This window comes from Streptomyces sp. NPDC046557, from assembly GCF_040645975.1.
Lineage (GTDB): Bacteria > Actinomycetota > Actinomycetes > Streptomycetales > Streptomycetaceae > Streptomyces.
Map to the genome: position 1 here is coordinate 493,065 of NZ_JBEYZH010000001.1, position 26,317 is coordinate 519,381.

Below are 26,317 nucleotides of genomic sequence, written 5' to 3' on the forward strand. Positions count from 1 at the left end.
CCGCTGCCTGCCGGTACCCGCGTGCGGGGACCGGCAGGACGCCCCCGACGCCTGGACCGGCGCGGGGGCGTTCGCGTGCGTACGGGGACGCGTCAGGCCGGTCGGGAGTGCCGCGCCCGGGCCAGCAGTCCGGACAGCAGGACCTCCAGCGTCTCGCGCAGCGTGGGGGCGAAGTCGACGCACAGGGCGGCCAGGGCGGGGTCGGCTTCGTAGGCCGCGCGCATGGCGGCGGAGGGGTGGGCGTGGGCCCAGACGGCCCCGATGACCATGGTCGCGGACCCGACGAACCGGAAGGCGTCCTCCTCCCCCAGTTCCGGCAGGTGGAAGGCGATCTGTCCGGCCAGGGCCGTGGCGCTGTCCAGGGCGGCCCGCTTGTAGGCGACGGCGACCTGCGGGGAGACGTTCCGCTCCAGTACGGCGGCCTGGGCGCTGATCAGGTCGCACAGCACCGGGCGGACGGCGAGGGCCTCGGCGAGGCAGTCGGCGATCCGGTCGGGCCGCTCGGCCTCGGCAGCGCCTTCCACCGCCCGGGCGAGGCTGCCGTCGAGGTGGTCGACGAGTTCGCGGGAGGCGGCGGCGAGGAGTTCCAGCAGGACGGCCTCGCGGGACTCGAAGTAGCGCAGCACGTTCGACTTGGCGAGGCAGACCCTGCGCGCCAGCTCGTTCAGCGTGACCTGGGCGACGGGCATCTCGGTCAGCATGGCGGCGGCCGTGTCGAGGATCGTCCGGCGGCGGGCGGCGCGCTGTTCCTCGCTGCGGGCGCGCTGGAACTTCGTAGGCAGGGTCACGCCACCAGCGTACAGACCTGCGGTCTGTTGTTATCAGACCAGCGGTCTGCTAGCTTCGGAAGGAGCATCAGACCGTCGGTCTGTTACGCACTTTCCCCGAGGAGTACGCCATGTACGCCGTTCCCGACCAGTCCGGAAAGCTCGCCGTCGTCACCGGATCCAACAGCGGCACGGGCAAGGAGGCCGCGCGCCGGCTCGCCGAGGCGGGCGCCCGCGTCGTGCTCGCGGTGCGGACGCCCGCCAAGGGAGAGCGGGCCCGTGCCGAGATCCTGGCCCGGCATCCCCACGCCCGGGTGGAGGTGCGCCGGATCGACCTGGCCGACCTCGCGTCGGTCGCCGCCTTCGCCGACGCGTTCCTCGCCGACGGCGTCCCGCTCGACCTGCTGGTCAACAACGCCGGGGTGATGGCCCCGCCGACCCGGATGACCACCGCCGACGGCTTCGAGCTCCAGTTCGGCAGCAACTTCCTCGGACCGCTGGCCCTGACGGTGCGGCTACTGCCGGCCCTGCTCGCGGCGCCCGCCCCGCGCGTCACGACGATGAGCAGCGGCACCGCCAACTTCGGCAGGGTCGACTTCACCGACCTCCAGTGGGAGCGGCGGCGCTACGTCCCGATGCTGACCTACGCCCAGTCCAAGCTGGCCGACCTGATGATGGCCCGCCACCTGGCCGTCCTCGCCGCCGAGCAGAACTGGCCGCTGCGCAGCACCGCCGCGCACCCCGGTTACACCAAGACGAACCTCCAGACCGCCGGTGCCAGCCTCGGCCGGGGCAAGCCGTCGCGGCTGCACGGCGTCGTGAGCAAGCTGGACCTCCTCCCGAAGCAGGAGGTCGGCCCGGGTACGGAACCGCTGCTCTACGCCGCCACGAGCCCGGACGCGACCGCCGGCGGCTACTACGGCCCGACCGGCCGGTTCGGCCTCGTCGGGCCGACCGGCGAGTCCCGCGTCACCCGCCGCGCCTTGGACCCCGCCGCCAACGCACGGCTCTGGGCGGTCGCGGAGCGCCTCACGGGCGTCGGCCCCGCAGTGGCCGCCGCAGCCGGCTGAGCGGCGCGGCCGGGGCCCCCGAACCGGCGCGGGGGACGCTCGCGCGCAGCGGGGTGGCCAGGCCCGCGCCCACGATCAGCAGGCAGAAGGCCCCGCCGGCGACGCTGACGGCGGGGACGCCGTGCCGCTCGGCCAGCGCGGTGAGCAGGGCCGCCCCGGCGGGGCCCGAGGCGTTGTGCACCGTCCAGAAGGCGGCGGTGACACGGCCCAACAGCGGCTCGGGCGTCACCTCTTGGCGCAACGTCATCGAGCAGACGCCGCCGAGGGTCAGTCCGAACATGAACAGGGCGGCCAGTACCGCGATGACCGGCACGCTGCGGCTGACGCCGATCCCGGCGAACGACACGGCGATCACCGCGACGGAGCCCAGCCAGCAGGCCCCGAACCCGAGGGTGCGGCGCAGCGGTCCCGCGGTGAAGGCGCCGACGAGCGTGCCGAGCGCGCTCGTCGCCATCACATAGCCGAGGGTGGCGGAGCCCTGGTGCAGGTCGTGCTCGACGCGGAAGATCATCAGGTCGGTCCAGCCGACGGTGATGAAGGTCAGCAGGGTGAGCAGTACGGTCAGCGGGCGCAGCAGCGGGTGCGCCCACAGGCACCGGAAGCCGACCACGAACATCTCGCGCAGGATTCCGGCCGCGCCCGGCGCCGGCCCGCCCGCCCGCGCCCGCTCCCGCACCTCGCCGGGGCGCGGGCCGAAACGGACGAACACGAGACTGACGGCCGAGATCAGGAACGTCACGCCGTCCAACCCCAGGGCCCAGGCCGGCCCGACGCCGGCCGTGACGGCTCCGGCGATCACCGGTCCGAGCAGGGTGCCCAGGGCGAAGGTGCTCGTCAGCCGGCCGTTGGCGCGGGTGAGGTCCTCGGGCGGCGCGAGCCGGGGCACCGCCGTCACGTAGGCCACGTCGAAGAAGCTCGTCAGTACGCCGACCGGCGCGGTCAACAGGTACAGCAGCCAGACCCGGGGGCCGATCCACCAGAGGAAGGGCACCGCCCCGAGCAGCAGGGCCCGCGCCAGATCGCAGAGGATCATCAGCCGGCGGCGGTCGACGCGGTCGACGACGTAACCGGCGAAGACCCCGGTCACCACCGCGGTGCCCGCGCCGACCACCGTGACGAGGCCCATCCGGAAGACCGAACCCGTGGCCGTGAACACCAGCAGCGGCAGCGCGACCGCGGAGACGGACCCACCGAGGACGGACAGCGCCTGCCCGAGCCAGAAGACGTTGAAGTCGCGGTTGCGGGAGAGGGACGTCACCCGAGGAGGGCGTAGACGGTGGAGGCCGTCGCGGCGGGTTCGGTCGAGCCGTCGGGGGTCATGGTGATGTCGGCGAAGGCCATCCGCTTGCCGAGCTTGGTGATCCGCGCGGCGATCCACACGTCGGCGCCGACGACCGGGCGCTGGAAGCTGGTGGACTGCTGGACGGTGGTCATCGGCCCGTAACCGCCGCGGGCGGCGGCAACGGCGATGACGGTGGCGGTGTCCGCGGCGGCCATCAGCGCCTGGCCCGAGAGCCCGCCGCCGTCCCGGGCCAGGGCCTCGGACCACGGCAGCCGCAGGACGGCGTGCCGCTCGCCGGTCTCCCGGACGGTGAGGCCGAGGGCGAGCACCCAGGGGGCGAAGTTCTCGGCGAGGATCCGGTCCGCGTCTGCCGGTGTGAAGGTCATCAGGGGATTGTGGCGGCCCAGCCGGGACCGCCACAACACCATTGCGCCGTCAGGGGGTTGGAACAGGCGCTACCGGTTCACAGGCTCGCGGCGAGTTCCGTGCCCTGACGGATGGCCCGCTTGGCGTCGAGTTCGGCGGCCACGTCGGCGCCGCCGATCAGGTGCGCCTCGACGCCGGCGGCGCGCAGCGCCTCGTACAGGTCACGGCGCGGCTCCTGACCGGTGCAGAGCACGACGGTGTCGACGGGGACCAAGCGCCGCTCGCCGTCGACGGTGATGTGCAGGCCCTCGTCGTCGATCCGGTCGTACGTCGCCCCGGCCACCGAGACGACACCGCGGTGCTTGAGTTCGGCGCGGTGGATCCAGCCGGTGGTGGTGCCGAGGCCCGCGCCGACCTTGGTGGTCTTGCGCTGGAGCAGGTGGACCCGGCGCGGCGGCGCGGGCCGCTCGGGGGCGACGAGGCCGCCCGGGCCGGTGTACTCCGTGTCGACGCCCCAATGGCGGAAGTAGACGTCCGGGTCCTGGGAGGCGCCCTCGCCGCTGTCGGTGAGGAACTCGGCGACGTCGAAGCCGATGCCGCCGGCGCCGACGACGGCGACGCGCTCGCCGACCGGGGCGCCGTCGCGCAGGACGTCGAGGTAGGTCACCACGTTGGGGTGGTCGACGCCTTCGATGTCGGGGGTGCGGGGGGTGACACCGGTGGCGACGACGACCTCGTCGTAGCCCCGGAGGGTCTCGACGTCGGCGCGGGTGTTCAGGCGCAGGTCGATGCCGTGGGCGGTGATCCGGTTGCCGTAGTAACGGATGGTCTCCGCGAACTCCTCCTTGCCGGGGACGCGCCGGGCGATGTCGAGCTGGCCGCCGATGTGCCCGGACGCCTCGAAGAGGGTGACGGCGTGCCCTCGCTCGGCGGCGGAGACGGCACAGGCCAGACCGGCCGGGCCGGCGCCGACGACGGCGACCCGCTTCTTCGTGCGGGTGGGCGAGAGCACCAGTTCGGTCTCGTGGCAGGCGCGCGGGTTGACCAGGCAACTGGTGATCTTGCCGCTGAAGGTGTGGTCGAGGCACGCCTGGTTGCAACCGATACATGTGTTGATCGTGTCGGAGGCCCCGGCGCGCGCCTTGTCGACGAAGTCCGCGTCGGCGAGGAAGGGGCGGGCCAGCGACACGAGGTCGGCGCGCCCGTCGGCCAGCAGTTCCTCGGCGATCTCCGGGGTGTTGATGCGGTTGCTGGTGACGAGCGGGACGGACACCGCGCCCATCAGCCGCTTGGTGACCCAGGTGTAGGCGCCGCGCGGGACGGAGGTGGCGATGGTGGGGATGCGCGCCTCGTGCCAGCCGATGCCCGTGTTGATGATCGTGGCGCCGGCCGCCTCGACCTCCTTGGCGAGGCGGACGACCTCGTCCAGGGTGGATCCGCCCGGGATCAGGTCGAGCATCGAGAGGCGGTAGACGAGGATGAACTCCTCGCCCACGGCCTCACGGGTGCGCCGGACGATCTCCAGCGGGAAGCGGACGCGGTTCTCGTACGCGCCGCCCCAGCGGTCGGTGCGCCGGTTGGTGGCGGCGGCGATGAACTCGTTGATCAGGTAGCCCTCGGAGCCCATGATCTCGACGCCGTCGTAGCCGGCCAGCTTGGCGAGGCGGGCGGCGCGGACGAAGTCCTCGACGGTCCGCTCGACCTGTATGTCGGTGAGCTCGTTCGGGACGAACGGGCTGATGGGGGCCTGGAGCGGGGAGGGGGCTACCAAGTCCTTGTGGTAGGCGTAGCGACCGAAGTGGAGGATCTGCATCGCGATCTTGCCACCCTCGGCGTGTACCGCCTCGGTGATCACCCGGTGCTCGGCGGCCTCTTCCTCGGTGGTGAGGCGGGATCCCCCTTCGAAGGGGCGGCCGGCGTCGTTCGGGGCGATGCCGCCGGTGACGATCAGGCCGGCGCCGCCGCGGGCGCGCTCGGCGTAGAAGGCGGCGAGGCGCTCGAAGCCGCCCTCGTGCTCTTCGAGACCGGTGTGCATCGAGCCCATGATCACGCGGTTCGGCAGGGTGGTGAAACCGAGGTCCAGGGGGCTCAGCAGGTGCGGGTACCGGCTCTGGGACATGGGGGGCGCCTCCTCGCGCGGGGGTGATGAACCTGTTCTAGCGAGGGACAGCATGTTTTGCAACTAGGTGCATAACCGGGGCGATGCCGTCCTCCCCGGGATTCCCGGGGAGGACGGCGCCGCTTGTGGCGCAGTTCACCCGCCCGCGGGCGCCCGTGCGCCCTCGGCCGGCGCGCCGACGTCAGCTCCGGTGGAGACGGACCGTGACGATCTGGAACGGGCGCAGGGTCAGGGGAAGGGCGCCGCCGGGGGTCAGAGCGCCCAGCGCGGTGGGCGGCAGAGGGCGCTCCAACAGGTCGCACTCGGTGGCCGCCGTCGGCGCGAAGTCCGCCGTGAGGGTGGCCGCTGCCCGGCCGCCCCGGGACTCGTACACCCGGACGATGACGTCTCCGCTTCGGTCCTCGGCCGGCTTGACCGCCTCCACCACCACCGCGTCACCGTCCACCGCCACCAGCGGCGCCACCGGACCCGCCCCGGACACCACCCGCTCCGGCAGGTTCAGCGCGTGCCCCTCGCGGACGGCGTCGGCGATCGTCGCGCCGGGCGCGAGCGAGAAGCACAGGGTGTGGGTCCCCTGATCGGTCTCCGGGTCGGGATACCGCGGGGCGCGCAGGAGCGAGAGCCGGACGGTCGTGGTCTGCCCGCCGTCGGGGCGCACGTCCCGGGTCACGTCGTGGCCGTACGTGGAGTCGTTGAGGACGGCGGCGCCCCAGCCGGGCTCCTCGACGTGGATCCAGCGGTGGGCGCAGATCTCGAACTTGGCCGCCTCCCAGGAGGTGTTGGTGTGCGTGGGCCGGTACACGTGCCCGAACTGGATCTCGGAGGCGGAGCGTTCGGCCTTCACGTCGAGCGGGAAGGACGCTTTGAGGATCTTCTCCGTCTCGTACCAGTCGACCTCGGTCCGGATGTCGACCGTCTTGGCGTCCGCCCGCAGCGTGAGCGTCTGCACCACCTTGGAGGAGCCGAAGGAGCGGGCGACCCGGACCGTCGCCGACTCCGGACCGGCCCCGGTGACATCCAGCGCGTCCAGGCCCACCAGGTCGGTGACCCGATGGCGGTAGGAGGCGTCGAGGTCCCAGGCGTCCCACATGTTGGGTACGTCGGGGTGGATCTGCAGCAGGTTCGCGGCAGCGCCCGGCGCGACGGACTCGCGGCCGGCTTCCAGGTCGAACGCCGACACGATCAGAGCGCGGCCGTCCACCTCCACCCGCAGCCGCCCGTTGGCCAGCACGTACCCGCCGCCCGGCCGCTCGGCGAGGGTGACCGGCTCCCCGGCCCGCTCCGGCACCCCGGCCCCGCCTGCCGGGATCCCGCGCCGGGCGTGCGGGGCGCAATTGAAGACCAGCCCCCGCGTCCCCTCCCCCGCCAGCGCGAGCTGGGCGGCCAAAGTGATCCCGCTGAGCTCCTCTCGTACCCGGCGGTACGTCTCGCGGGCCTCGCGGTGCACCCAGGCGATGGAGGAGCCGGGCAGGATGTCGTGGAACTGGTGGAGCAGCACGGTCTTCCAGATCCGCTCCAGGTCCTCGTACGGGTACGCGTACCCGGCGACCCGGACCGCGGCGGTCGTCGCCCACAACTCGGCCTCGCGCAGCAGTGATTCGGCGCGCCGATTGCCCTGCTTGGTCTTGGCCTGCGAGGTGTAGGTGCCCCGGTGCAGCTCCAGGTACAGCTCCCCGGCCCAGACCGGTGCGTCCGGGTACTCCGCGTGGGCCTTCTCGAAGAAGGCGTCGGGCCGCTCGATCTCCAGCCGGGGCGAGCCCTCCAGGTCGCGCAGCCGCCGGGCCCTCGCCAGGTGCTCACGGGTGGGGCCGCCACCGCCGTCACCCCAGCCGAAGGGCACCATGGAACGCGAACCGCGCCCCTTCTCGCGGTAGTTGCGGGCGGCGTGGGCCAGTTGCGCACCACCGAGATCGCTGTTGTAGGTGTCGACGGGCGGGAAGTGGGTGAAGACGCGCGTGCCGTCGATGCCCTCCCACCAGAAGGTGTGGTGGGGGAACGCGTTGACCTGGGACCAGGAGATCTTCTGGGTCAGGAACCAGGTGGAGCCGGTGAGTTTGACGATCTGCGGCAGGGCGGCGGTGTAGCCGAAGGAGTCGGGCAGCCAGACGTTGCGGGTCTCGATCCCGAACTCGTCCAGGAAGAACTTCTTGCCGTGGAGGAACTGGCGGACCATGGCCTCGCCGCCCACCATGTTGGTGTCGGACTCCACCCACATCCCGCCGACCGGCACGAACTGCCCGTCGGCGATCTTCTTCTTGATGCGCTCGAAGAGTTCGGGCCGGTAAGTCTTGATCCAGTCGAGTTGTTGGGCCTGCGACATGGCGAAGACGAACTCCGGGTGTTCGTCCATCAGGTTCACCACGTTCGACGCCGTCCGCGCCACCTTGCGGACCGTCTCGCGCAGCGGCCACAGCCACGCGGAGTCGATGTGCGCGTGCCCGACGGCGCTGATCCGGTGCGCGGAGGCGTGGGCGGGGGTGGCGAGCACCCCGGCCAGTCGGGCCCGGGCGGCGGCCGCCGTGCCGGGGACGTCGTCGACGTCCAGGGTGTCCAGCGCGCGGTCGACGGCGCGCAGGATCGCGTACCGCCGGGCGTCGCCCTCGTCCAGCTGCGTCATGAGGCCGTCAAGGACGTCGAGGTCCTGTACGAGTTCCCACACCTCGCTCTCGAAGACGGTGAGGTCCATGCGGGCGAGCCGGTAGAGGGGCCGGTCCCCGCTGGTCTGCAAGTCCCCCTCGTAGGTGGGCCGGTGCTCTACGAGGACGGGGTTGGCGGCGGCCTCGACGTACCACTCGATCCGCTCGCCGCCCTCGGCGCGGTCGGCGACGCGCACCCAGTCGTTGTACGGGTTGAGCGCCTTGATCTCGGCGCCGTTCGCGTCGTGGACCAGGCCCTCGCACTGGAAGCCCGGCATCATGCGGTCGAACCCGAGGTCGAGGACGGCTTCGACCGTGCGGCCGGCCCAGTCGGCCGGGACGGTGCCGGTGACCTTGAACCAGGTAGTGCCCCAGGCCGGCCCCCACGGGTCCCCGACCTCGCAGGGCTCGTAGCGGGCCGCGAGCCCCTCCCCCACCGGGACGGGCTCGCCCGGTGCGTCCCAGCGCTCGATGGTCAGCGGCAGGAAACGGGAGTGGACGGCGGGCGTGACGCGCTCCTTGAGGACCCGGCGGAGGCGGTGTTCGGCAACGCTGCGGTCGTCGTGCATGACGGCTGCTCCAGGAGGGGGAAGGGCGGGTGGTGGGGCCGGTGGTGGGGCGGGCGGCTCAGAGTTTGACGGCTCCCTCGCCCACGCCCTTGAAGAAGAAACGCTGCAGGGCGAAGAAGAGGAGCACCATCGGGATCAGCGCGGCCATCGCGCCGGCGGCGATGATCCGCTGGTCGTTGACGGTGGTGGCGCCGGCCAGGGTCTTCAATCCGAGTTGCAGGGTGTAGTGCTCGCTGTCGGTGAGGACCAGCAGCGGCCACAGGAAGTCGTCCCAGGCGCCCATGAAACTGGTGACGCAGACGACGGCGAGCGCGCCTTTGGCGGATGGCAGGAACACCCGGGCGAACCGGGTCCACTCGCCCGCGCCGTCCAACAGTGCGGCCTCCTCGATCTCCCGGGGGACGGCGAGGAAGGCCGCCCGCATGACCATGATGTTCAGGACGGAGACGGCGCCCGGCAGCCACACCCCGATGAGCGTGTCGACCAGCCCCATCCCGCGCACGGTGAGGAACATCGAGATCATGACGGACTCGAAGGGGAACATCAGGGTCGCCACCAGCAGGGTGAAGACGCTCCGGCGGCCCTTCCAGCCGGTGCGGGAGAGCGCGTAGCCGCCCATCGATGCGCAGACGACGTTCGAGGTGACGGCGAGGGCCGCCACCACCAGCGTGTTGCCGGTGTACTGGAGGAGCGGGAACGATTCGGCGACCCGGACGTAGTTGTCGAGGGTCGGCCGGGACGGCAGGACGCCGTCGTACACGTTCTCCGTGCGGCCGCGCAGCGAGGTCAGGAACTGCCAGACGATCGGCCCGAGCATGACCACGAGCATCAGGGTCAAGGTGGCGTACCGGCCGGTCAGACCGGCCAGGCGGCGCCTGCGTCCCGTGCGCCGGCTTGCGTCGGCCCGGTCCGCGGCCCGCGCGCTCACCTCTCGTCCCCCTTCGAGAGGCGGCGACCGAGCAGGCTGAAGACCAGCGTCAGGAGGAACAGCAGGAGGGATACGGCGGAGGCGTAACCGGTCTCGCCCGCGAAGCCGAGCCCGACCTGCCGGATCAGGAAGGGGAGCGTACGGGCTCCGCCGCCGGGGCCTCCGCCCTCGCCGCCCAGGATGTAGATCTCGGTGAACACGCGCAGCGCGGAGATCGCCGAGAGGGTACCGACGAGGAGCATCATCGGTTTCACCTGGGGGACGGTGACGCTGAAGAAGCGTCGGACGGCGCCGGCGCCGTCGAGGGCGGCCGCCTCGTAGAGGGAGACGGAGACGTTACCGAGGGCCGCGAGGTAGAAGACCATGTAATAGCCGAGGCCCTTCCAGACGGTCACGATCATGGCGGACACCAGCAGCAGGCCGCTGTCCGTCAGGAACGGGACGGGCTCCGAGACGATACGGAGCCCCCGCAGGACCGTGTTGAGCAGGCCGTCGCTGCGCAGCACCCACTGCCACATCAGGCCGACGACCACCGCGGAGGCGATCACCGGGGTGTAGAAGGCCGACCGGAAGAACCCGATGCCGGGAATCTCGGCGCGTACGAGGACGGCGAGGGCCAGCGGGAGCAGGACCAGGCAGGGGACGACGACCAGCAGGTACAGGACGCTGTTGCCGGTCGCGAGCCAGAAGTCGGGATCGGTGAGGGCCCGGCGGTAGTTGGCGAAGCCGACGAAGTGACCACCGCGCAGGATCCGCGCGTCGGTGAAGGAGAGGATCACGGTGTTCAGGAACGGCCAGACGCCGAAAAGGAGCACCGGCAGCAGCCCGGGGGCGAGGAAGAGGTACGGGGCCCACCGCGCGCGGCGGCGTGCCGCCGTGGGAGTCACGGCTTCTGTCGTGCGATTCGGCGATGCGGCTACGGGGGTCGGGGCTTCGTCCCCGGCGGTCGCGGCCGAACGGCCGGCCCTCATGGCCTGGCCGCTTGGGCGAGCAGCCTGTTCGCCTCCTCCCTCGCCTTGCGCACCGCCGTCCCGGCGTCCTGCTCACCCTTGATGGCCTTCTGCACCTCGCGGACGACGGCGTCGCCGACCTGGTTGGTCCACTGCACGGGGGTGTTGGCGTCGAGGTCGGCGGTCTCCAACTCCTCGGCGCCCACCGCCCGGGCCAGCGTCTCGGCGTCCTTGCCGTCGCCCCGGTCGGAGAAGTAGGGGTCCGTCAAGCCCTTGGCGTTGGACGGGTAGATGGTGGCCCTCTTGGCGAACGCGACCTGGTTGGGGCCGTTGGTGACCCACTTGGCGAATTCCGCCGCCGCGTCCGGGTGGGGCGTGTCCTTGCGGATGCCGAGCGACTGGGCGTAGACACCGATGTGGCCGAGCCGTCCGGTGACGGCGCCCGAGACCCGGGTGGTGGCGTAGACCTGGGGGGCGTTCTGCTTGATGTCCTTGACGAAACCCGGTGAGCCGGGGCCGAAGACGAGTTTGCCCGCTCCGTAGAGCTGGTTGATGTCGTCGGCCTTGAGGAGGGACTCCTTGGGCATGGCGCCCTTGGCGTAGAGGGACTTCATCCGCTCGACCCACTCGACGGCCTTGGGTGTGTCGAAGACGAACCCGTCCTTCGCCGGGTTCAGGATCGGGATGCCCATCTTCTGCCAGTCCCCGGGGAGCCGTCCCTTGGGATCGGCCATGAAGGCGGAGTACCGCCCGCCGGACGCCGCCGCGATCCGCTCGGCATAGTCGAAGAACTCCTCGACGTCAACGGGTGGTTTGTCCGGGTCGAGTCCGGCCTGCCGGAAGAGGTCGGTGTTGTACGTGAGGATCTCCGGAGTCACGTACCAGGGGTAGGCGTACACGCTGTCGCCCTTGCCGGGCAGTTTGAACTGCTCCCAGGCCCCGGGGACGTACTCCCGGGCCACCCCCGGGTCGAGCCGGGTGACGTCGGCGAGCATGCCGCGGTCACCGAGGAGTTGGAAGGAGTCGGTGGAGAGGTTGACGACATCGGGGAGCGCGCCCGCCTGGGCGTCGGCCACGAGTTTCTCGTTGTACCCCTCGCCCGGCACGTCCTCCCACTCCACCTTCACGTCGGGATGTGTCCGTCGGAAGGAGTCGATGACCGACTGGACGTACGTCGTGAACACCGGTTTCAACTGAAGGGTGCGGAAGGTGATCTCCCCCGCCACCTTGCCGGTCCTCGCCGCTTCCCTCGTGTCTCCCGGGCCACCACCGACCCCGCACGCGGCGGACGACAAGAAGGCGCCCACCGCGAGCGCGGCGAGGACCGTACGGGGCAGGGGGGAACGGGGCAGGGGGGAACGGGGCATCGTGGCGGCCTCCAGGGGGGATTCCGGCGGCGCTGCCGGAGAGCGGTGACCACGCTCGCCCGGATTCGGGGGTCCGTCAATGCGGCCCGGAACGCACTGGCCGGGCCGCTGTGGTGACGGCGTTTCGAAGTCGAACTCCAGGCAGAACCACGCCCTTTCGTCAACACCGCGACCACCTGGCCCCATGGGCTTCGGCCGGCGATCGTGCGGTCCCGGGCCCATTGCGAAACGCGGTGCCTTTCCCCGACGGAGTTGGCTCTTTGTGGCCGTTTCCCCGCCGGGGCCCGGGGCCGTGCGCTAATGCGCTTTAGCGGAGGGTCGGCGAAAGGTCGACCGGGTCCGTGTTGGCGCCACAGAGAATGACGGCGACCCGCCCCCCGGGCGCCCGCGGAATTCGGCGGAGCGCCGCCAAGGCCGTCGCGGCACCCGGCTCGACCACGATCCGATGGTCCTCCCAGAGGCCGCGGCGGGCCGCGGTGATCTCCGCGTCCGGTACGAGCACCGAGTCGACGCCTTCGTGCCGGGCCGCGGCCAGCGCGTCGACGGAGACCCGGGGCGCCCCGAGCGAGTCGGCCGCCACCGAGTCCACCGGCACGTCGACCGGCCGGCCCGCCTCCAGCGCCGCGTTGAGCGCCCGGCAGTGCTCCGGTTCGGCGGCGACGACCCGTACGCCGTGCTCGCGCGCGGCGGTCGCCACGCCCGCGAACAACCCGCCCCCGCCGACCGCCACGACGACCGTGTCCAGGGCGGGCAGGGCGATCCGGATCTCGTCGAGCAGGGTTCCCGCGCCCGCCGCGATCAGCGGATGGTCGTAGGCGTGGCTGCTCAGGGCGCCGCTGTCGGCCGCGAACTGCCGGCAGGCGGCCAGGGCTTCGGCGTACCGGTCGCCGACGAGGCGTACGTCGGCCCCGTAGCCGCGCAGCCGGTCCACCTTCACCAGGGGCGCGTTGACGGGCAGGAACACCGTGGCGGGCACGGACTGGGCGCGCGCCGCCCAGGCGCAGGCCAGACCGGCGTTGCCGCCGGAGGCGATGGTGACACCGGCGGGCGGGAGGGCGCCGGCGGCGCGGTGGGCGGCGAGGAAGTTGTGGGCGCCGCGCGCTTTGAAGGAGCCGGTGTGCTGGAGGTGTTCCAGCGCGTACCAGACGCCGTCGGCGGCGGGCACCACGGCGACGGGCCGGGTCACCCCCGCTATCCGGCCGGCGGCGGCGCGTACGGCGGCGTAGTCGAGCTGCTGTTCCATGGGGTCGGCCCTTCGGGAGGCGGCGGTTCAGGGGTGGCGGGCTCAGGAGGCTGCCGGTTCGGGGGGCGGCCGGCTCAGGAGGCCGCGGGACGGGAGGCTGCGGGACGGGAGGCTGCGGGACGGGAGGCTGCGGGACGGGAGGCTGCGGGACGGGACGCCTCGATGAGCCGGCGCAGGGCGCCGTAGTACACCTCGTGGTCGGTCAGGGCGGGCAGCACGTCGGCGATGCCCGCGGAGAGCACCGGGAACTCGCCCGGGTCCAGGGCGGCCAGCGCGGCGCGGGACGCCGCGGTGGCCCCCGCCGGGTCACGGTGGTCCACGAAGGCGGCACTGCCGAGGGTGAGCAGGTACAAGCGGCGGTACGCGGTCATCGCCTCGGCGACGGTCATGCCCGCGGCGACGCTGTCGGCGAGGGCCGGCTCGACGAGCCGGGCCAGCAACTGACGGCCGAGCCACGGCCGGCCGCCGCGCAGCACCAGCAGCCCGGGGTGCGCGACGAGCAACCGGTAGAGGGCGCTGAAGCGCGACTCGGTGGCCTCGGCCCAGTCGGTCCCGGCGGGGATCTCCGGCAGCCGGGCGGCCAGGTGTTCGGTGCACAGGTCCAGCAGGCCCGCGAGGTCGACGCAGCGCCGTTGGACGGTGGCGTGCGAGACGTCGAGCCGGTCGGCGAGGGCGCGGAAACTCAGGGCGCCGGGGCCCTGCTCGTCCAGGATCGCCAGGGCAGCCTCGGCGATCGCCCCGGGGGTGGCACGGTCGAGGGCTACTGATCTGCGCGGCATTGATACACCGTAACAGACACCGTCACACACAGCCCCCTGCCCTTCGGTCCGCCTCGATCGTGTGACGCGACTGCGCCCAAATTGCTGGTCATCGGGACGAAAGCCCCGAAGGCCGTTGACAGGGCGTAGGCGCACCGCTGCACTGAGCGCTCGACAGCCCGTCGGTACCTCCCCCACTCAAGGAGATCCCGTGCCGCCTCGCCTTCGCGCGTCGCTCCCCTGTCTGACCGCGGCCGCCCTGCTGGCGCTCGTCCTCGGCGCCGCCCCGGCGGCCGGCGAGCCCACCGCCACCTCCGACACCCCGCTCGCGCTGACCCCGCCGATGGGCTGGAACAACTGGGCGCACTACATGTGCGACATCGACGAGGCCAAGGTCGTCGCGAACGCCGACGCGCTCGTGTCCACCGGCCTCGCCGCCAAGGGCTACGACACCGTGACCGTCGACGACTGCTGGATGACGAAATCCCGCGACGCGCACGGCGACCTGGTCACCGACACGCGGAAGTTCCCGCACGGCATGGCCTGGCTCGGAGACCACCTCCACGCCAAGGGGCTGAAGTTCGGCATCTACCAGGACGCCGGCTCCCTCACCTGCGAGCGCTACCCCGGCAGCGGCGCCCCCGCGGGTGGCGGCCCCGACCACTACGCCGGCGACGCCCGGCTGTTCGCGTCCTGGCACGTGGACTACGTCAAGATGGACGGCTGCAACCTGTACGTGCCGCCCGGCGCCACCAAGGAACGGGCCTACCGCGACGCCTACCACGCCGTCGCCCGGGCCCTGCGCGACAGCGGACGCGACATGGTGCTGTCCGCGTCCGCGCCCGCCTACTTCCAGCAGGGCGAATGGGGCGGATCCGACTGGCACAAGGTGCTCCACTGGGTCGGCGAGACCGGCCAACTGTGGCGCGAGGGCAAGGACATCAAGGTCTACGACCCGAAGGCACCGAACGCCTCCCGCTGGAGCGCGGTCCTCGGCAACTACGGCTACAACCGCTGGCTCGGCCGGTACGCGGGTCCCGGCAACTGGAACGACCCGGACTTCCTCATCGCGGGCGCCCCGGGACTGAGCGACGCGGAGAGCCGCAGCCAGGTCGGCCTGTGGGCCATGATGGCGGCCCCCTTCATCCTCTCCTCGCAGGTCTCCGAGCTGACCCCGGGCGGACTCGCCGCCCTCGGCAACACCGATCTGATCGCGCTCGACCAGGACCCGATGGGCCGGCAGGGCGCCGTGGTGTCCTCCAACGCCACCTTCGACATCCTGGTGCGCCCGCTCGCCGACGGCGACCGGGCGGTGGCCGTCCTCAACCGCTCGGGTGCCGCCCGTGACATCAACGTGCCGCTCGGCGAAGTCGGGCTGCCCGGGTGCACCGCCGACGCCAAGAACCTGTGGAGCGGTCAACGGCAGCGGATCGAGAGCGCGTTGACCGGAAGGGTGGGAGCGCACGACACCGGCGTCTGGCGGCTCACCCCGCGCGACTGCGCGGGGGCGGTGCCGACCGGGCAGATCGCCGGCGCGGGCGCCAAGTGCGCCGACGGGGCCAACACCAGCGGGCCCGGCGCCGTCGTACTGGCGGCCTGCACCGGCGCCCCCGACCAGCGGTGGAGCCTCGACGACGGAGCGACGCTGAGGCTGGCCGGCGCCTGCCTGTCGGCGGGCGACGCGGGCCTGGTGGAACTGGCCCGGTGCGCGCCCGGCCGGCCGGGGCAGCGCTGGGAGCACGACCGCGCCGGGACGCTGACGGAGACCGCGAGCGGGATGTGCCTGACCGCCCCCACCACGACGACCGCCCCGGACGCCCCGGCCGAGCGGCTGCGCCTCACCGCGTGCGGTGACCACCGGGTCGACCAGACCTGGGCCCTGCCGGTCTGACGGGCGCCCCGCAGACCCCGCCCTCCTCGCAGACCCCGCCCGTCACAGGCCCCCTCACCGGACCCGACACAGAGGACGACGCACACCCGATGCCACGCGTTCCGCGCCCCCGCACGCGCCGCTCCGTCGCGCTCGCGACGCTTCCCACCGCGCTGCTGACCCTGACCCTCGCCGCCACCGTCCCCGGGGCCGCCACCCCCGCCGCGGCCTCGCCCCCACCGGCCCAATCCCCCGCGGCACGGGCCGGCGTACGCGAGCACCCGCGCCGCGCACCCCGCCCCCGCACCTTCGACACCGGCCCGGCGCGGGACGCCCTGCGGCGGCTGCTGCCCCGACACGCGGGCCAGTTCACCCTGGTCCCCGACACCTCCGCCGGGAGCGACGCCTTCACCGTCTCCGGCAGGCCGGGCGCGATCACCGTGCGTGCTTCCACCGGGGCGTCCCTGCTCACCGGCGTCGGCTGGTACCTGCAGCACGTCGCCGGCGTCGACATCGGCTGGCCCGGCGACAGCATCGGCATGCTGCCCGCCACCCTGCCGGCGGTACCCGCCCCGGTCACGCGTACCGCACGGGTCCCGCACCGGTACGCGCTCAACGACACCGACGACGGGTACTCGGGCCCGTACCGCACCTTCGAGGAACACCAGCGGCAGATCGACCTGCTCGCGCTGCACGGCGTCAACGAGGTGTTCGTACAGACCGGCGCCGAGTACCCGTACTACCGGGCGCTCCAACGGTTCGGCTACTCCCCCGACGAGCTGCGCAAGTGGATCCCCGCCCCCGGCCACCAGAGCTGGTGGCTGTTGCAGAACCTCAGCGGCTTCGGCGGCCCGGTCACGGAGCGGCTGATGCGCGAGCGCGCCGACGTGGGCGCGCGGATCGCCGACCAGTTGCGCGGCCTCGGCATGACACCGGTCCTGCCCGGCTACTTCGGCACGGTCCCGCCGGACTTCGCCACGCGCCACGAGGGCGCCTCCACGGTGCCGCAGGGCGACTGGGCCGGCTTCGACCGGCCGGACTGGCTCGACCCGGCCTCCCCGGTGTTCGGGGAGCTGGCGGCCGCGTACTACGCCGAGCAGCGGGCCGTCTTCGGCGACAGCGCCATGTACCGGATGAGCCCCCTGCACGAGGGCGGGCGGACGGGCTCGGTGGACGTCCGGGCCGCCGCCGGAGCCATCCAGCGCGCGCTGTGGGCGGCCCACCCGGGCGCCCTGTGGGCGGTGCTCGGCTGGCAGGACGACCCGACGAAGGAACTGCTGGCAGGGGTGGACACCTCGAAGCTGCTGATCCTGGACGGCCTGTCCGACCGGTACAACCGCCTGGACCGCGAAGCCCGTTGGGGCGGCACGCCGTACGCGATGGGCACCATCTACAACTTCGGCGGCCACACCACGATCGGCGCCAACACCTCGGTGTGGATCGACCGGTTCGGCGCCTGGCGCGACAAGCCGGACAGCGCGCTCCAGGGCACCGCGTACCTGCCCGAGGCCACCGGTACCAACCCGGCCGCCTTCGACCTCTTCACCGACCTGGCCTGGGAGCCCGGGCCGGTCGACCAGCGCCGGTGGTTCGCCGACTTCGCGGCCCGCCGCTACGGGCGTCCGGACGCCCACGCGGCGGCGGCGTGGGAGGAGTTGCGCAAAGGCCCGTACAGCACCTCCTCGGGGCTGTGGTCGGAGTCGCAGGACAGCCTCTTCACCGCCCGGCCGAGCCTGACGGCGACGGGCGCCGCGCACTGGAGCCCCAAGTCCATGCGCTACCAGGCGGATTCGGTACGCCGGGCGCTCGACCAGCTGCTGGCGGTGCCCCCGGCGCTCAGGTCGTCCAGCGCCTACCGCTTCGACCTGGTGGACACCGCCCGCCAGGCCCTCGCCAACCACTCCCGGGTGCTGCTGCCGAAGATCAAGGCCGCCTACGAGGCGAAGGACCTGACCGGGCTGCGCCGGCTGACGGCCCAATGGCGCGACGAAGAAGGAAAGTTGGACGCCGTGACGGGCTCCGACCCCAACTTCCTGCTGGGCCGCTGGCTGTCCGCCGCCCGCTCGCACGGCGCGGACCGGGCCGAGCAGGACCGGTACGAGTACGACGCGCGCTCGATCCTGAGCGTGTGGGGGCAGCGGAGCACCAGTGAGGGCGGCTTCCTGCACGACTACGCGAACCGCGAATGGAGCGGGCTGGTGTCGGAGTTGTACGCCGCCCGCTGGGACCGGTACTTCGCCTCGCTGGAGGAGGCTCTGGTCAAGCGCGCCGCCCCGAAGGAGATCGACTGGCACGCCTTCGAGGAGGCGTGGGCCCGGCGCACCACCCACCACCCGGCCGGCCCGAGCGGGGACCCGCACGCGCTGGCCGCCGCGGTGGCGGCGGCCCTGCCCAAGGCCCGCTCCTGAACCGCACCGGCCCCGGCGGTGACCGCCGGGGCGGAGGGGCAACCGTCACCCTCCCGTGGGAAATTCGGCACTCGTGCGAGGGAGAGGGCGCACAGCACGGCGACGTACGGCCCGGGTCGTCGGTTCACTGACCCGGACCCGACCGGGGCGGCCGTCGGGGAACTCCCGCCGGTCGCCCCTTCCTACGCCGTCAGGAGTGCATGGGGCATGTCCGAGACCGAACCGGAGCGGCCCTCCGCGACGCTGGAGCTGCTGGCGCTGCTCACGGCCGGCGCCGGCGACCCGGCCGTCGACGCGTCGGGCCAGGCCGGTGACCGGGCGCAGGGGGCGCTCCGGCGCTCCGATCCGCGCGACGTGATCACCGACGGGGTGGTGGAGCTGCGCAAGCGGGCCGCGCCGGCCGCGCGCCGGACCGCCGCCGACTCCGAGAACTGTCTGGAGACCATGGCGAGGCGGGCCGCCGAGCGGGCCGGTCACCCCCGGGCGTGACCACGTCGCCCCGCGCCCCGATGCGCCGGCCGCCCCGATGCGCCGCGCGCCCGAGCCCCGGCGGGCCGGGGCTCGTACAGTCGGAGGGGGGACGGTGCGAGCCCGGGCGGACGGTGACCCCTGATGAGCGGTGTGCAGACGGCTTCCGGGCGTCCGCGGGCCGGGGCGGCGTGGGGCGCGCTCTGCGGGGTGCTCGCCGCCTTCGCCGGGCTGGCCGCGGCGCAGCTGGCGACCGCGGCCGTACGGCCCGAGGCGTCCCCGGTGACCGCGGTCGGCGGGGCGGTGGTGGACCGTACCCCGCCGGCCGTCAAGGAGTGGGCGGTCCGCGACCTCGGAACGGCCGACAAGCCGGTCCTGACCCTCGGCATCGTCGTGGTGCTGGGTCTGGTCGCCGTGGCGGCGGGGGTGCTCGCCGTACGCCGGCCGCGCGCCGGAATAGCGGTCGCCGCGTGTTTCGGCCTCGTCGGCGCCGTGGCCGCGCTCAGTCGCCCCGAGGCGACCTGGAAGGACGCGCTGCCCTCGCTGGTGGGTGGTCTGGTAGCGGCCGGGGTGCTGTTCTTCCTGGTCAGGGCTTTGCGCCGGTCGCGTCCGCAGGGCGCCCCGGCCGGCGGGACGGGGTCGCTGGACCGGCGCGGCTTCGGGCGGCTGGTGCTGGCCACCGCGGCCGTCTCGGCGGGCGCCTGGTACGCCGGGCGGCGCCTGGGCGCGTACGGGTCGGCGGGCGCGACGGCCTCCCGAGCGGACCTGGTCCTGCCGCCGCCCGCGGTGCCGGCCCCGCCAGTGCCGGCGGGGGCTCAGGCGCGGGTGCCGGGGGTGTCGCCGTTCCTCACGCCCGCCCGGGACTTCTACCGGGTGGACACCGCGCTGGTCGTGCCGCGCGTGGACGCCGCCGACTGGCGGCTGCGGATCCACGGGGACGGGGTGACGAAGCCGCTGACCCTGGACCTGCGGGAGCTGCTCGCGCGCCCCCTGGTCGAGCACGACATCACCCTCACCTGTGTCTCGAACGAGGTGGGCGGCCCGTACGCGGGCAACGCCCGCTGGCTCGGCGTCCGGCTGGCCGACCTGCTGCGGGAGGCGGGGGTGCGGCCGCCGTCGCGGGGCGGCCCGGCCGACCAGTTGGTGGCGCGGTCGGTGGACGGGATGACGATCGGCACGCCGGTCGAGGCCGTGATGGACGGCCGGGAGGCGCTGCTCGCGGTCGGGATGAACGGCGAGCCGCTGCCCTTCGCGCACGGCTTCCCGGTGCGGATGGTGGTGCCGGGCCTGTACGGATACGTATCGGCGTGCAAGTGGTTGAGCGAGCTGCGGCTGACGACCTTCGCCGCGTACGACGCGTACTGGGTGCGCCGGTCCTGGGCCCAGCGGGCGCCCGTCAAGACGCAGTCGCGGATCGACACGCCGCGTCCGCTCGCGGAACCGGCGGCGGGCCGGGTGATGGTCGCCGGGGTGGCCTGGGCGCTGCACCGGGGCGTCTCCCGGGTCGAGGTACGGGTCGACGGCGGCCCGTGGCAGGAGACCCGGTTGGCGGACGCCGACGGCGACGACACCTGGCGCCAGTGGTCGTGGCCGTGGCAGGCGGCTCCCGGCCGGCACACCCTGGAGGTCCGGGCCACGGACGGCGCGGGCGCCTTGCAGACGGGCGAACGGCAGGGGACGGTCCCGGACGGGGCGACGGGGTGGCACTCGGTGACGGTGCGGGTGCGGGCGGGCGACACGTAGCGGTCCGCCGCCGACTCGGGCGGGGCGCGCCGTACATTGAGGCGGTGGAGCTGACCGGTACGGCGTTCCTGGTGACACTGGTCGTGGTCACCGCGCTCGCCATGCTCGCGGCGCTGCTGCTCTGGAACCGGCTGCCGGGACCCGGCTGGCTGCGCTGGATCGCCCGGGTGCTGATGATCGGGTTGTGCCAGTTGACCGCCATCTGTGTGGTGGCGACGTGGATCAACGGGAGCTACGGGCTCTACGCCTCCTGGGACGACCTGCTGGGCACCCCCGGCGACAACGGCTCCTCGATGACGGGCCCGCCGGTGGGGCGGGCCACCTTCACGCTCGGCGAGGACGGCACCCGCAGCACCTATTTCCGTGGCTCGCACTCCAAGCTGGCCGGGCAGGTCGTCGTCTGGACCCCTCCGGAGTACAGCGCCGCCGGCGCGGCGAAGACCCGCTTCCCGGTGCTGACGCTGCTGCACGGGTATCCGGGCTCGCCCCGGTCCTGGATGGAGCTGGGCGACATGCCGGGCGCGCTGGAGGACCTGGTCCGGCTCGGCGCGGCGCACCCCTTCATCCTGGTGATCCCGGAGATCTATCCGGGCGGGGTGAACACCGACTGCAGCGACGTGGCGGGGCACAAGGTGGCGACCTGGTTGGCGGACGACGTGCCGGCGCTGGTCGCGCGGCACTTCCGTACGCTGCCGCAGCCCAAGGGGTGGGCGCTGATGGGGATTTCGACGGGGGCGTTCTGCGCGGCGAAGCTGCCGCTCCAGTACCCGAAGGTGTTCGGCGCCGGGGCGGCCTTGGACCCGGACGCGCTGACGGGCGATCCGGGAGTGCTGGCGGACCGGGCCCTGCGGGAGCGCAACAGCCCGATGTGGCTGGTCACGCACGCGAGGAAGGCGGACGTCGCGCTGTTCCTCGCCACGTCCGCCCAGGACAAGGACAGCCCGCCGCGGCAGTTGGACGCCTTCGCCAAGGCCGCCGCGGGGACCGGCGTCCGGGTCAAGACGCTGGTCCGCCCGGCCGGCGGTCACAACTTCCAGACGTGGACGGGGATGTACCCGGACGCGCTGGGCTGGCTGAGCTCCGAGGTCCCGGCCCCGGCCGCTCCCACCAGATGACCCCGGCGGGATGACCGGGGACCGGGGCGTCCCCTCCTGGCCGGCCGGTTCAAGCCCGTGTGCCACCGGGGGCGAAGGTCAGCTCCCGGCCCTCGCCGAGGGGGGCGAAACAGCGCTCCACGTCCGCCCGGTCCACCTCGGGCAGGGTCGCGGGCCGCCAGCGCGGCGTACGGTCCTTGTCTACGACCTGGGCCCGGATGCCCTCGATCAGGTCCGGCGAGCGCAGCACGTGCGAGGAGACTCGGAACTCCTGCGCCAAGACCTTTTCCAGAGTGCCCAGTTCGCGTGCGCGGCGGACCGCTTCCAAGGTGACCTTGAGGGAGGTCGGGGACTTGGTCAAGATCGTCTCGGCGGTCTCCTTGGCGGCCGGTTCGCCCGACGCCAGCAGCCGTTCCACGATCTCCTCCACCGTGTCCGCGGCGTAGCAGTGGTCGATCCACCCGCGGTGGGCGGCGAGTTCGCCGGGCGGTGGGGCGTGACCGGCGTGGCGCGACAGTACCCGCGCCACGGGCGCGCCCGCGAGGTCGGCGGTCAGTTCGGGCAGCAGGCCCGCGGGGACGAAGTGGTCGGCGAGCCCGCACAGCAGCGCGTCGGCGGCCCCCACGGCCGCACCGGTGAGGGCGAGGTGGGTGCCGAGCAGGCCGGGGGCCCGCGCGAGCAGGTGCGTACCGCCCACGTCGGGGACGAAGCCGATGCCGGTCTCCGGCATGGCGACGCGGGAGCGTTCGGTGACGATACGGACCGCACCGTGCGCCGAGAGGCCGACGCCGCCGCCCATCACGATGCCGTCCATCAGGGCCACGTACGGCTTGGGGTAGCCGGCGATCCGTGCGTTGAGGCGGTACTCGTCCCGCCAGAAGTCGATCGAAGCGTTCCCGCCGGCCTTCGCGTCGTCGTGGATGGCGCGGATGTCGCCGCCCGCGCAGAGGCCGCGTTCCCCGGCGCCGCGGAGGAGGACCTGGGTGACGGCGGGGTCCTGCTCCCAGGCCGCCAGCGCCTCCGTGATCCGCAGCACCATGGGGTGGGTGAGGGCGTTGAGGGCCCGGGGGCGGTTGAGGGTGATCACCCCGGTGTGGCCCTCGACGGTGAACAGGGCGGTGGCGTCGGTGGCGGCGTCGGATTTCGTGGCGTCGTCGGTCTTCACATCGGCCAGTATGTAACGTGCGGGGGCATGCGAAAGATCATCCTGATGATGTCCATGTCCCTGGACGGCTTCATCGAGGGGCCCGAGCGGCAGATCGACTGGCACCTCGTCGACGACGAACTGCACCGGCACTTCAACGACGAGATCCGGCGGCTGGGCGGCTTCCTGACCGGCCGCGTCACCTACGAGCTGATGGCCGGCTTCTGGCCGACCGCCGACGCCGACCCCGCCGCGAGCGGCCCGGTGGCAGAGTTCGCCGGGATCTGGCGGGACATGCCGAAGTACGTCTACTCGCGCACCCTGCGCCGGGCCGACTGGAACTCCACGATCGTGCGCGACGTGGTCCCGGCGGAGGTAGCGGCCCTCAAGTCCGCGCCGGGCGGAGACCTGAGCGTGGGCGGCGCCGATCTCGCAGCCGCGTTCCTGCGCCACGACCTCGTGGACGCGTACCGGATCTACGTGCACCCGGTGCGCATCGGCGGCGGCACACCGCTCTTCCCACCCGGCTACGCGCCGACGCCGCTGCGCCTGGAGGGGACGCGGACCTTCGGCAACGGCGTCGTACAGCTCAGGTACGAGCGCCCCTGACCCTGCGCGAGAGGACGGGACCGAGACAATCGATAATCGCCGAACGGCTCAGCCCGGCGGAGCAGCGCCTGCCGGCCGAGGCCGTCCCCCTGCTGCGACGCCTGGCCGAGAACTGAACGTCCACCGATCCGAGGAGTTGCCATGACGTCCCCCGCGCCCGCCCTCACCCTGGACCGCGCGACCGCGCTGGTCCTCATCGACCTCCAGCAGGGCATCTTGGCCCTCCCCACCGCCACGCCCTCGTCGCGCGTCCTGGAGAACGGCATCGCCCTCGCCGAGGCGTTCCGGGCCCGCCGGCTGCCCGTGGTGCTGGTCAAGGTCGCCTGGTCCCCCGACGGCGGCGACCTGCCCAGCGTCAATGTCGACCGGCCCGGCCCCGCCTCCGCTCCGCCCGCCGCCTTCTCCGAGCTCCCGGAGCGGCTCGCGGCGCTCGCGGACGTGGTGGTCACCAAACGGCACTGGGGCGCCTTCACCGGCACGGAACTCGACCTCCAGTTGCGCCGCCGCGGTGTCCGCCGGATCGTGCTGGGCGGCATCTCGACCAGCATCGGCGTCGAGTCCACCGCGCGCACGGCCTGGGAGCACAGCTATGAGCTGGTCTTCGCCGAGGACGCCACCACCGACATGGACGCCGACTCGCACGCGCACAGCTTCGGGAAGATCTTCCCGCGCATCGGCAAGGTGAGTGCGACGGACGAGATCATCACGGCCGCCAAGGCCCTGGACGAGGGGCCCGTCACCCGGGACTGACCCGCTACCCCGGACCGACCTCCAGCCAGACGCACTTCCCGCCGTTGCCGGGGCGCGAACCCCAACTGCGGGACAGCCGGTCCACGATGAGCAGCCCGTGGCCGCCCGGCCGCCCCGGCTCGGGGGCCCGGGCGCGCACCGGCGGCGCGGGGTTGCCGTCGGTCACCTCGATCCGCAGCCGCTCGGGCGTCCAGTGCAGGAGCAGCGTGCCGGGCCCTCCGCCGTGCATACAGGCATTGGACACCACCTCGGACACCAGCAACAGGACGTCCTCGGCGGCCTCGGGAAGCCATTTCCAGGACGCGAGGGCCCGGCGGGCGAAGTCACGACTGCGGGTCACCGGGTCGGCCGCGCCCTCCAACAGCAGCAGCCGCACCCGGCCGGGGGACCCTCGCTGCTGCATGGCTCGTCTCCTCGTATCGCCTCGACCCTACGGGCCCCACGCGCCGTCCGCCCGCGGTCAGCGGGGCTGCCGCTCCAACGCTTCCGCCACGTCCGCGTACACCGGGAACACCCCGTCCGCCCCGGTGATGCGGAACATACGTGCCACCGGTCCGCTCAGACCGGCCAACTCCAGCGTGCCGCCGGCCTCCTGGACCGTGATCCTGCCGTGCAGCAGCACGTTGAGCCCGGTGGAGTCGCAGAACCCCAGCCCGGACACGTCGACCACCAACCGGCCACCCGGGGTGACCGCCGCGTCCAAGGCGTCCCGCAGGGGCTGGGCCGTGTCGTGGTCCAGCTCCCCGGCGAGGGCGAGGACGACGGTTCCGTCCACGGCCCGCACATCGACCGTGAACCGCTCATTGCCCGCTCCCGGCACCATCCGGCATCACCTTCCGTCCAGCTGTGGGTGCGCCTGCCCGCATCCCGCCGGGATACGCGTGCGCGGCTCCGGGCCGGGGCCACGGCAGGCCGACCTGGGCGTCTGACCCGGCGCGTGCCGGTCCGCCCTGATCACCGGACCCTACGCGCCGGTCCCCCGCCTGTCGCGGGCCCCCGGCCGTGTCGGCGGCAGTCGCACCCGACCCGACCGCCGCGCCCTCCGGGTCGCAAAACACTCAGGGACCGTTTCAGATTGCTCTGAAACGGCCCCTGAGCTGCGACTCTTTCGAGTCGGGACGACAGGATTTGAACCTGCGACCCCTTGACCCCCAGTCAAGTGCGCTACCAAGCTGCGCCACGTCCCGTTGTGCCTGGGCACTGTGCCCCCCACCAGGGGTTTCCCCTTCGCAGCGGGCACATGCAGAACATTACCGCACGCCGGGGGGTGTATGTGCACGGGTGATCCACGGGCGGCACGATGGACGGATGAAGGCACGGGATCGCGATGACGAGGGGCGGGCGCGCAGCGCGCGGCCGCGTGACGGCCTGGGGCGGCCGTTGCCGTACGGGGCGCCGGGGGTCGGACGGCAGCCCGAGGGGGTGGTGCGGAGGCCGGCCGAGACGGTGGCGGAGGCGCAGCGGCTCCTTGACGACGGGATGCCCTTCCACGCTCACGAGGTGTTCGAGGACGCCTGGAAGTCGGGGCCGGCGGTCGAGGCCCCGCTGTGGCGGGGGCTCGCGCAACTGGCGGTGGGGCTGACGCACGCCGCGCGGGGGAACACGGTGGGCGGGGCCCGGCTGCTGCGGCGCGGCGCCGTGGGCCTGGCCGGGGTGGACCCGGCCCACGGGATCGATGTCGCCGCACTGGTCCGGTGGGCCCGAGAGCTGGCCGACCGGGTGGAGGCCGGGGCGGTGGTGGACGCCGCCCGGGAAGCCCCCGTACTAGGCGGTGGCGGGCGCGGACGCCGGCTGGAGTAGGTCCCAGCGGTTGCCGTAGAGGTCCTCGAAGACGGCCACGCTGCCGTACGTCTCGTGGCGCGGCTCTTCCAGGAAACGGACGCCCTCGGCGGTCATCCGGGCGTGGTCGCCGGCGAAGTCGTCGGTGTAGAGGAAGAAGCCGACCCGGCCGCCCGTCTGGTCGCCGACCCGCGAGCGCTGCGCGTCGTCCTTGGCGCGGGCGAGCAGCAGCGCGGACTCGGTGGCGCCGGGCGGCCGGACCACGACCCACCGCGAGCAGTCGGGCCGGGCGGTGTCCTCGACGAGGGTGAAGCCGAGGGCGCGGGTGTAGAAGTCGATGGCCTCGTCGTAGTCGTGGACGACGAGCGCGGTGAGGGCGATGTGTGCGGACATGGCC

The 26,317-nt window shown here is 73.1% G+C and carries 23 protein-coding genes and 1 tRNA gene; 9 read left to right on the forward strand and 15 right to left on the reverse strand.

Annotated elements, in window-relative coordinates:
• Positions 1-92: 92 nt before the first annotated feature.
• On the reverse strand, positions 93-782 hold the full coding sequence (locus ABZ934_RS02420) for a TetR family transcriptional regulator (protein WP_361308685.1): 690 nt from the start codon (positions 780-782) through the stop codon (positions 93-95).
• Positions 783-898: 116 nt separating this feature from the next.
• Here ABZ934_RS02420 and ABZ934_RS02425 point away from each other — a divergent pair, with 116 nt between their 5' ends.
• Positions 899-1,837, forward strand: a complete 939-nt coding sequence (locus tag ABZ934_RS02425) for an SDR family oxidoreductase (protein ID WP_361307638.1) — start codon at positions 899-901, stop codon at positions 1,835-1,837.
• Here the strand turns inward: ABZ934_RS02425 and ABZ934_RS02430 are convergent.
• The 9 genes from ABZ934_RS02430 to ABZ934_RS02470 all read right to left on the reverse strand — a co-directional run bounded on the left by ABZ934_RS02430 (position 1,797) and on the right by ABZ934_RS02470 (position 14,076).
• The gene (locus tag ABZ934_RS02430) at positions 1,797-3,095 is read right to left on the reverse strand and encodes an MFS transporter (RefSeq protein ID WP_361307640.1); all 1,299 of its coding nucleotides are present in this window, start codon (positions 3,093-3,095) and stop codon (positions 1,797-1,799) included. The two genes, ABZ934_RS02425 and ABZ934_RS02430, sit on opposite strands and share 41 nt — an antisense overlap.
• On the reverse strand, positions 3,092-3,505 hold the full coding sequence (locus ABZ934_RS02435; RefSeq protein ID WP_361307642.1) for a PaaI family thioesterase: 414 nt from the start codon (positions 3,503-3,505) through the stop codon (positions 3,092-3,094). The genes ABZ934_RS02430 and ABZ934_RS02435 overlap by 4 nt, the downstream gene beginning before the upstream one ends.
• A gap of 77 nt (positions 3,506-3,582) precedes the next feature.
• Positions 3,583-5,604 (reverse strand): NADPH-dependent 2,4-dienoyl-CoA reductase, encoded by a 2,022-nt coding sequence (locus tag ABZ934_RS02440; RefSeq protein WP_361307644.1) that lies wholly within the window; start codon positions 5,602-5,604, stop codon positions 3,583-3,585.
• A gap of 181 nt (positions 5,605-5,785) precedes the next feature.
• A complete protein-coding gene (locus tag ABZ934_RS02445) occupies positions 5,786-8,809 on the reverse strand; it encodes a glycoside hydrolase family 38 C-terminal domain-containing protein (protein WP_361307646.1) in 3,024 nt (1,007 codons plus the stop codon).
• 58 nt (positions 8,810-8,867) lie between these two features.
• Positions 8,868-9,737 carry a carbohydrate ABC transporter permease gene (locus tag ABZ934_RS02450; RefSeq protein ID WP_361307648.1) on the reverse strand — a complete coding sequence of 290 codons (870 nt, stop codon included), beginning with the start codon at positions 9,735-9,737 and terminating at the stop codon, positions 8,868-8,870.
• Positions 9,734-10,624 carry a sugar ABC transporter permease gene (locus ABZ934_RS02455; RefSeq protein ID WP_361307650.1) on the reverse strand — a complete coding sequence of 297 codons (891 nt, stop codon included), beginning with the start codon at positions 10,622-10,624 and terminating at the stop codon, positions 9,734-9,736. Before ABZ934_RS02455 ends, ABZ934_RS02450 begins: the two co-directional genes overlap by 4 nt.
• 80 nt (positions 10,625-10,704) lie before the next feature.
• Entirely contained in the window at positions 10,705-12,054 is a 1,350-nt protein-coding gene (locus ABZ934_RS02460; protein WP_361307652.1) for a sugar ABC transporter substrate-binding protein, read from the reverse strand.
• A gap of 307 nt (positions 12,055-12,361) precedes the next feature.
• Positions 12,362-13,297 carry a serine/threonine dehydratase gene (locus tag ABZ934_RS02465; protein WP_361307654.1) on the reverse strand — a complete coding sequence of 312 codons (936 nt, stop codon included), beginning with the start codon at positions 13,295-13,297 and terminating at the stop codon, positions 12,362-12,364.
• 74 nt (positions 13,298-13,371) lie between these two features.
• Positions 13,372-14,076, reverse strand: a complete 705-nt coding sequence (locus tag ABZ934_RS02470; protein WP_361307656.1) for a TetR/AcrR family transcriptional regulator C-terminal domain-containing protein — start codon at positions 14,074-14,076, stop codon at positions 13,372-13,374.
• 190 nt (positions 14,077-14,266) lie between these two features.
• On the opposite strand from ABZ934_RS02470, the gene ABZ934_RS02475 reads away from it, so the two are divergent.
• From ABZ934_RS02475 to ABZ934_RS02495, 5 genes are all read left to right on the forward strand, one after another.
• A complete protein-coding gene (locus ABZ934_RS02475) occupies positions 14,267-15,946 on the forward strand; it encodes a ricin-type beta-trefoil lectin domain protein (RefSeq protein WP_361307658.1) in 1,680 nt (559 codons plus the stop codon).
• 89 nt (positions 15,947-16,035) lie between these two features.
• Complete coding sequence (locus tag ABZ934_RS02480; RefSeq protein WP_361307660.1) at positions 16,036-18,333, forward strand: alpha-N-acetylglucosaminidase; 2,298 nt, start codon at positions 16,036-16,038, stop codon at positions 18,331-18,333.
• A gap of 207 nt (positions 18,334-18,540) precedes the next feature.
• The gene (locus tag ABZ934_RS02485; protein WP_361307662.1) at positions 18,541-18,822 is read left to right on the forward strand and encodes a hypothetical protein; all 282 of its coding nucleotides are present in this window, start codon (positions 18,541-18,543) and stop codon (positions 18,820-18,822) included.
• A gap of 123 nt (positions 18,823-18,945) precedes the next feature.
• Positions 18,946-20,544 (forward strand): molybdopterin-dependent oxidoreductase, encoded by a 1,599-nt coding sequence (locus ABZ934_RS02490; RefSeq protein WP_361307664.1) that lies wholly within the window; start codon positions 18,946-18,948, stop codon positions 20,542-20,544.
• 44 nt (positions 20,545-20,588) lie between these two features.
• A complete protein-coding gene (locus ABZ934_RS02495) occupies positions 20,589-21,659 on the forward strand; it encodes an alpha/beta hydrolase-fold protein (RefSeq protein WP_361307666.1) in 1,071 nt (356 codons plus the stop codon).
• Between the two features lie 49 nt (positions 21,660-21,708).
• Here the strand turns inward: ABZ934_RS02495 and ABZ934_RS02500 are convergent, their stop codons facing one another.
• Complete coding sequence (locus tag ABZ934_RS02500; protein ID WP_361307668.1) at positions 21,709-22,803, reverse strand: enoyl-CoA hydratase/isomerase family protein; 1,095 nt, start codon at positions 22,801-22,803, stop codon at positions 21,709-21,711.
• A 27-nt stretch (positions 22,804-22,830) separates the two neighbouring features.
• Between ABZ934_RS02500 and ABZ934_RS02505 the strand changes: the two genes are divergently transcribed.
• Positions 22,831-23,391, forward strand: a complete 561-nt coding sequence (locus tag ABZ934_RS02505) for a dihydrofolate reductase family protein (RefSeq protein ID WP_361307670.1) — start codon at positions 22,831-22,833, stop codon at positions 23,389-23,391.
• Positions 23,392-23,532: 141 nt separating this feature from the next.
• The gene (locus ABZ934_RS02510) at positions 23,533-24,141 is read left to right on the forward strand and encodes a hydrolase (protein WP_361307672.1); all 609 of its coding nucleotides are present in this window, start codon (positions 23,533-23,535) and stop codon (positions 24,139-24,141) included.
• Between the two features lie 4 nt (positions 24,142-24,145).
• Here the strand turns inward: ABZ934_RS02510 and ABZ934_RS02515 are convergent, their stop codons facing one another.
• From ABZ934_RS02515 to ABZ934_RS02525, 3 genes are all read right to left on the reverse strand, one after another.
• Entirely contained in the window at positions 24,146-24,544 is a 399-nt protein-coding gene (locus tag ABZ934_RS02515; protein ID WP_361307674.1) for an ATP-binding protein, read from the reverse strand.
• Positions 24,545-24,601: 57 nt separating this feature from the next.
• Positions 24,602-24,964, reverse strand: coding sequence for an STAS domain-containing protein (locus ABZ934_RS02520; RefSeq protein WP_361307676.1), 363 nt, complete (start codon positions 24,962-24,964; stop codon positions 24,602-24,604).
• Positions 24,965-25,254: 290 nt separating this feature from the next.
• A tRNA-Pro gene (locus tag ABZ934_RS02525) sits at positions 25,255-25,328 on the reverse strand.
• Between the two features lie 121 nt (positions 25,329-25,449).
• Between ABZ934_RS02525 and ABZ934_RS02530 the strand changes: the two genes are divergently transcribed.
• Entirely contained in the window at positions 25,450-25,941 is a 492-nt protein-coding gene (locus tag ABZ934_RS02530) for a DUF309 domain-containing protein (RefSeq protein ID WP_361307678.1), read from the forward strand.
• Here ABZ934_RS02530 and ABZ934_RS02535 read toward each other — a convergent pair.
• Positions 25,906-26,313 carry a VOC family protein gene (locus tag ABZ934_RS02535; RefSeq protein ID WP_361307680.1) on the reverse strand — a complete coding sequence of 136 codons (408 nt, stop codon included), beginning with the start codon at positions 26,311-26,313 and terminating at the stop codon, positions 25,906-25,908. The genes ABZ934_RS02530 and ABZ934_RS02535 overlap by 36 nt on opposite strands.
• Positions 26,314-26,317 lie beyond the last annotated feature (4 nt).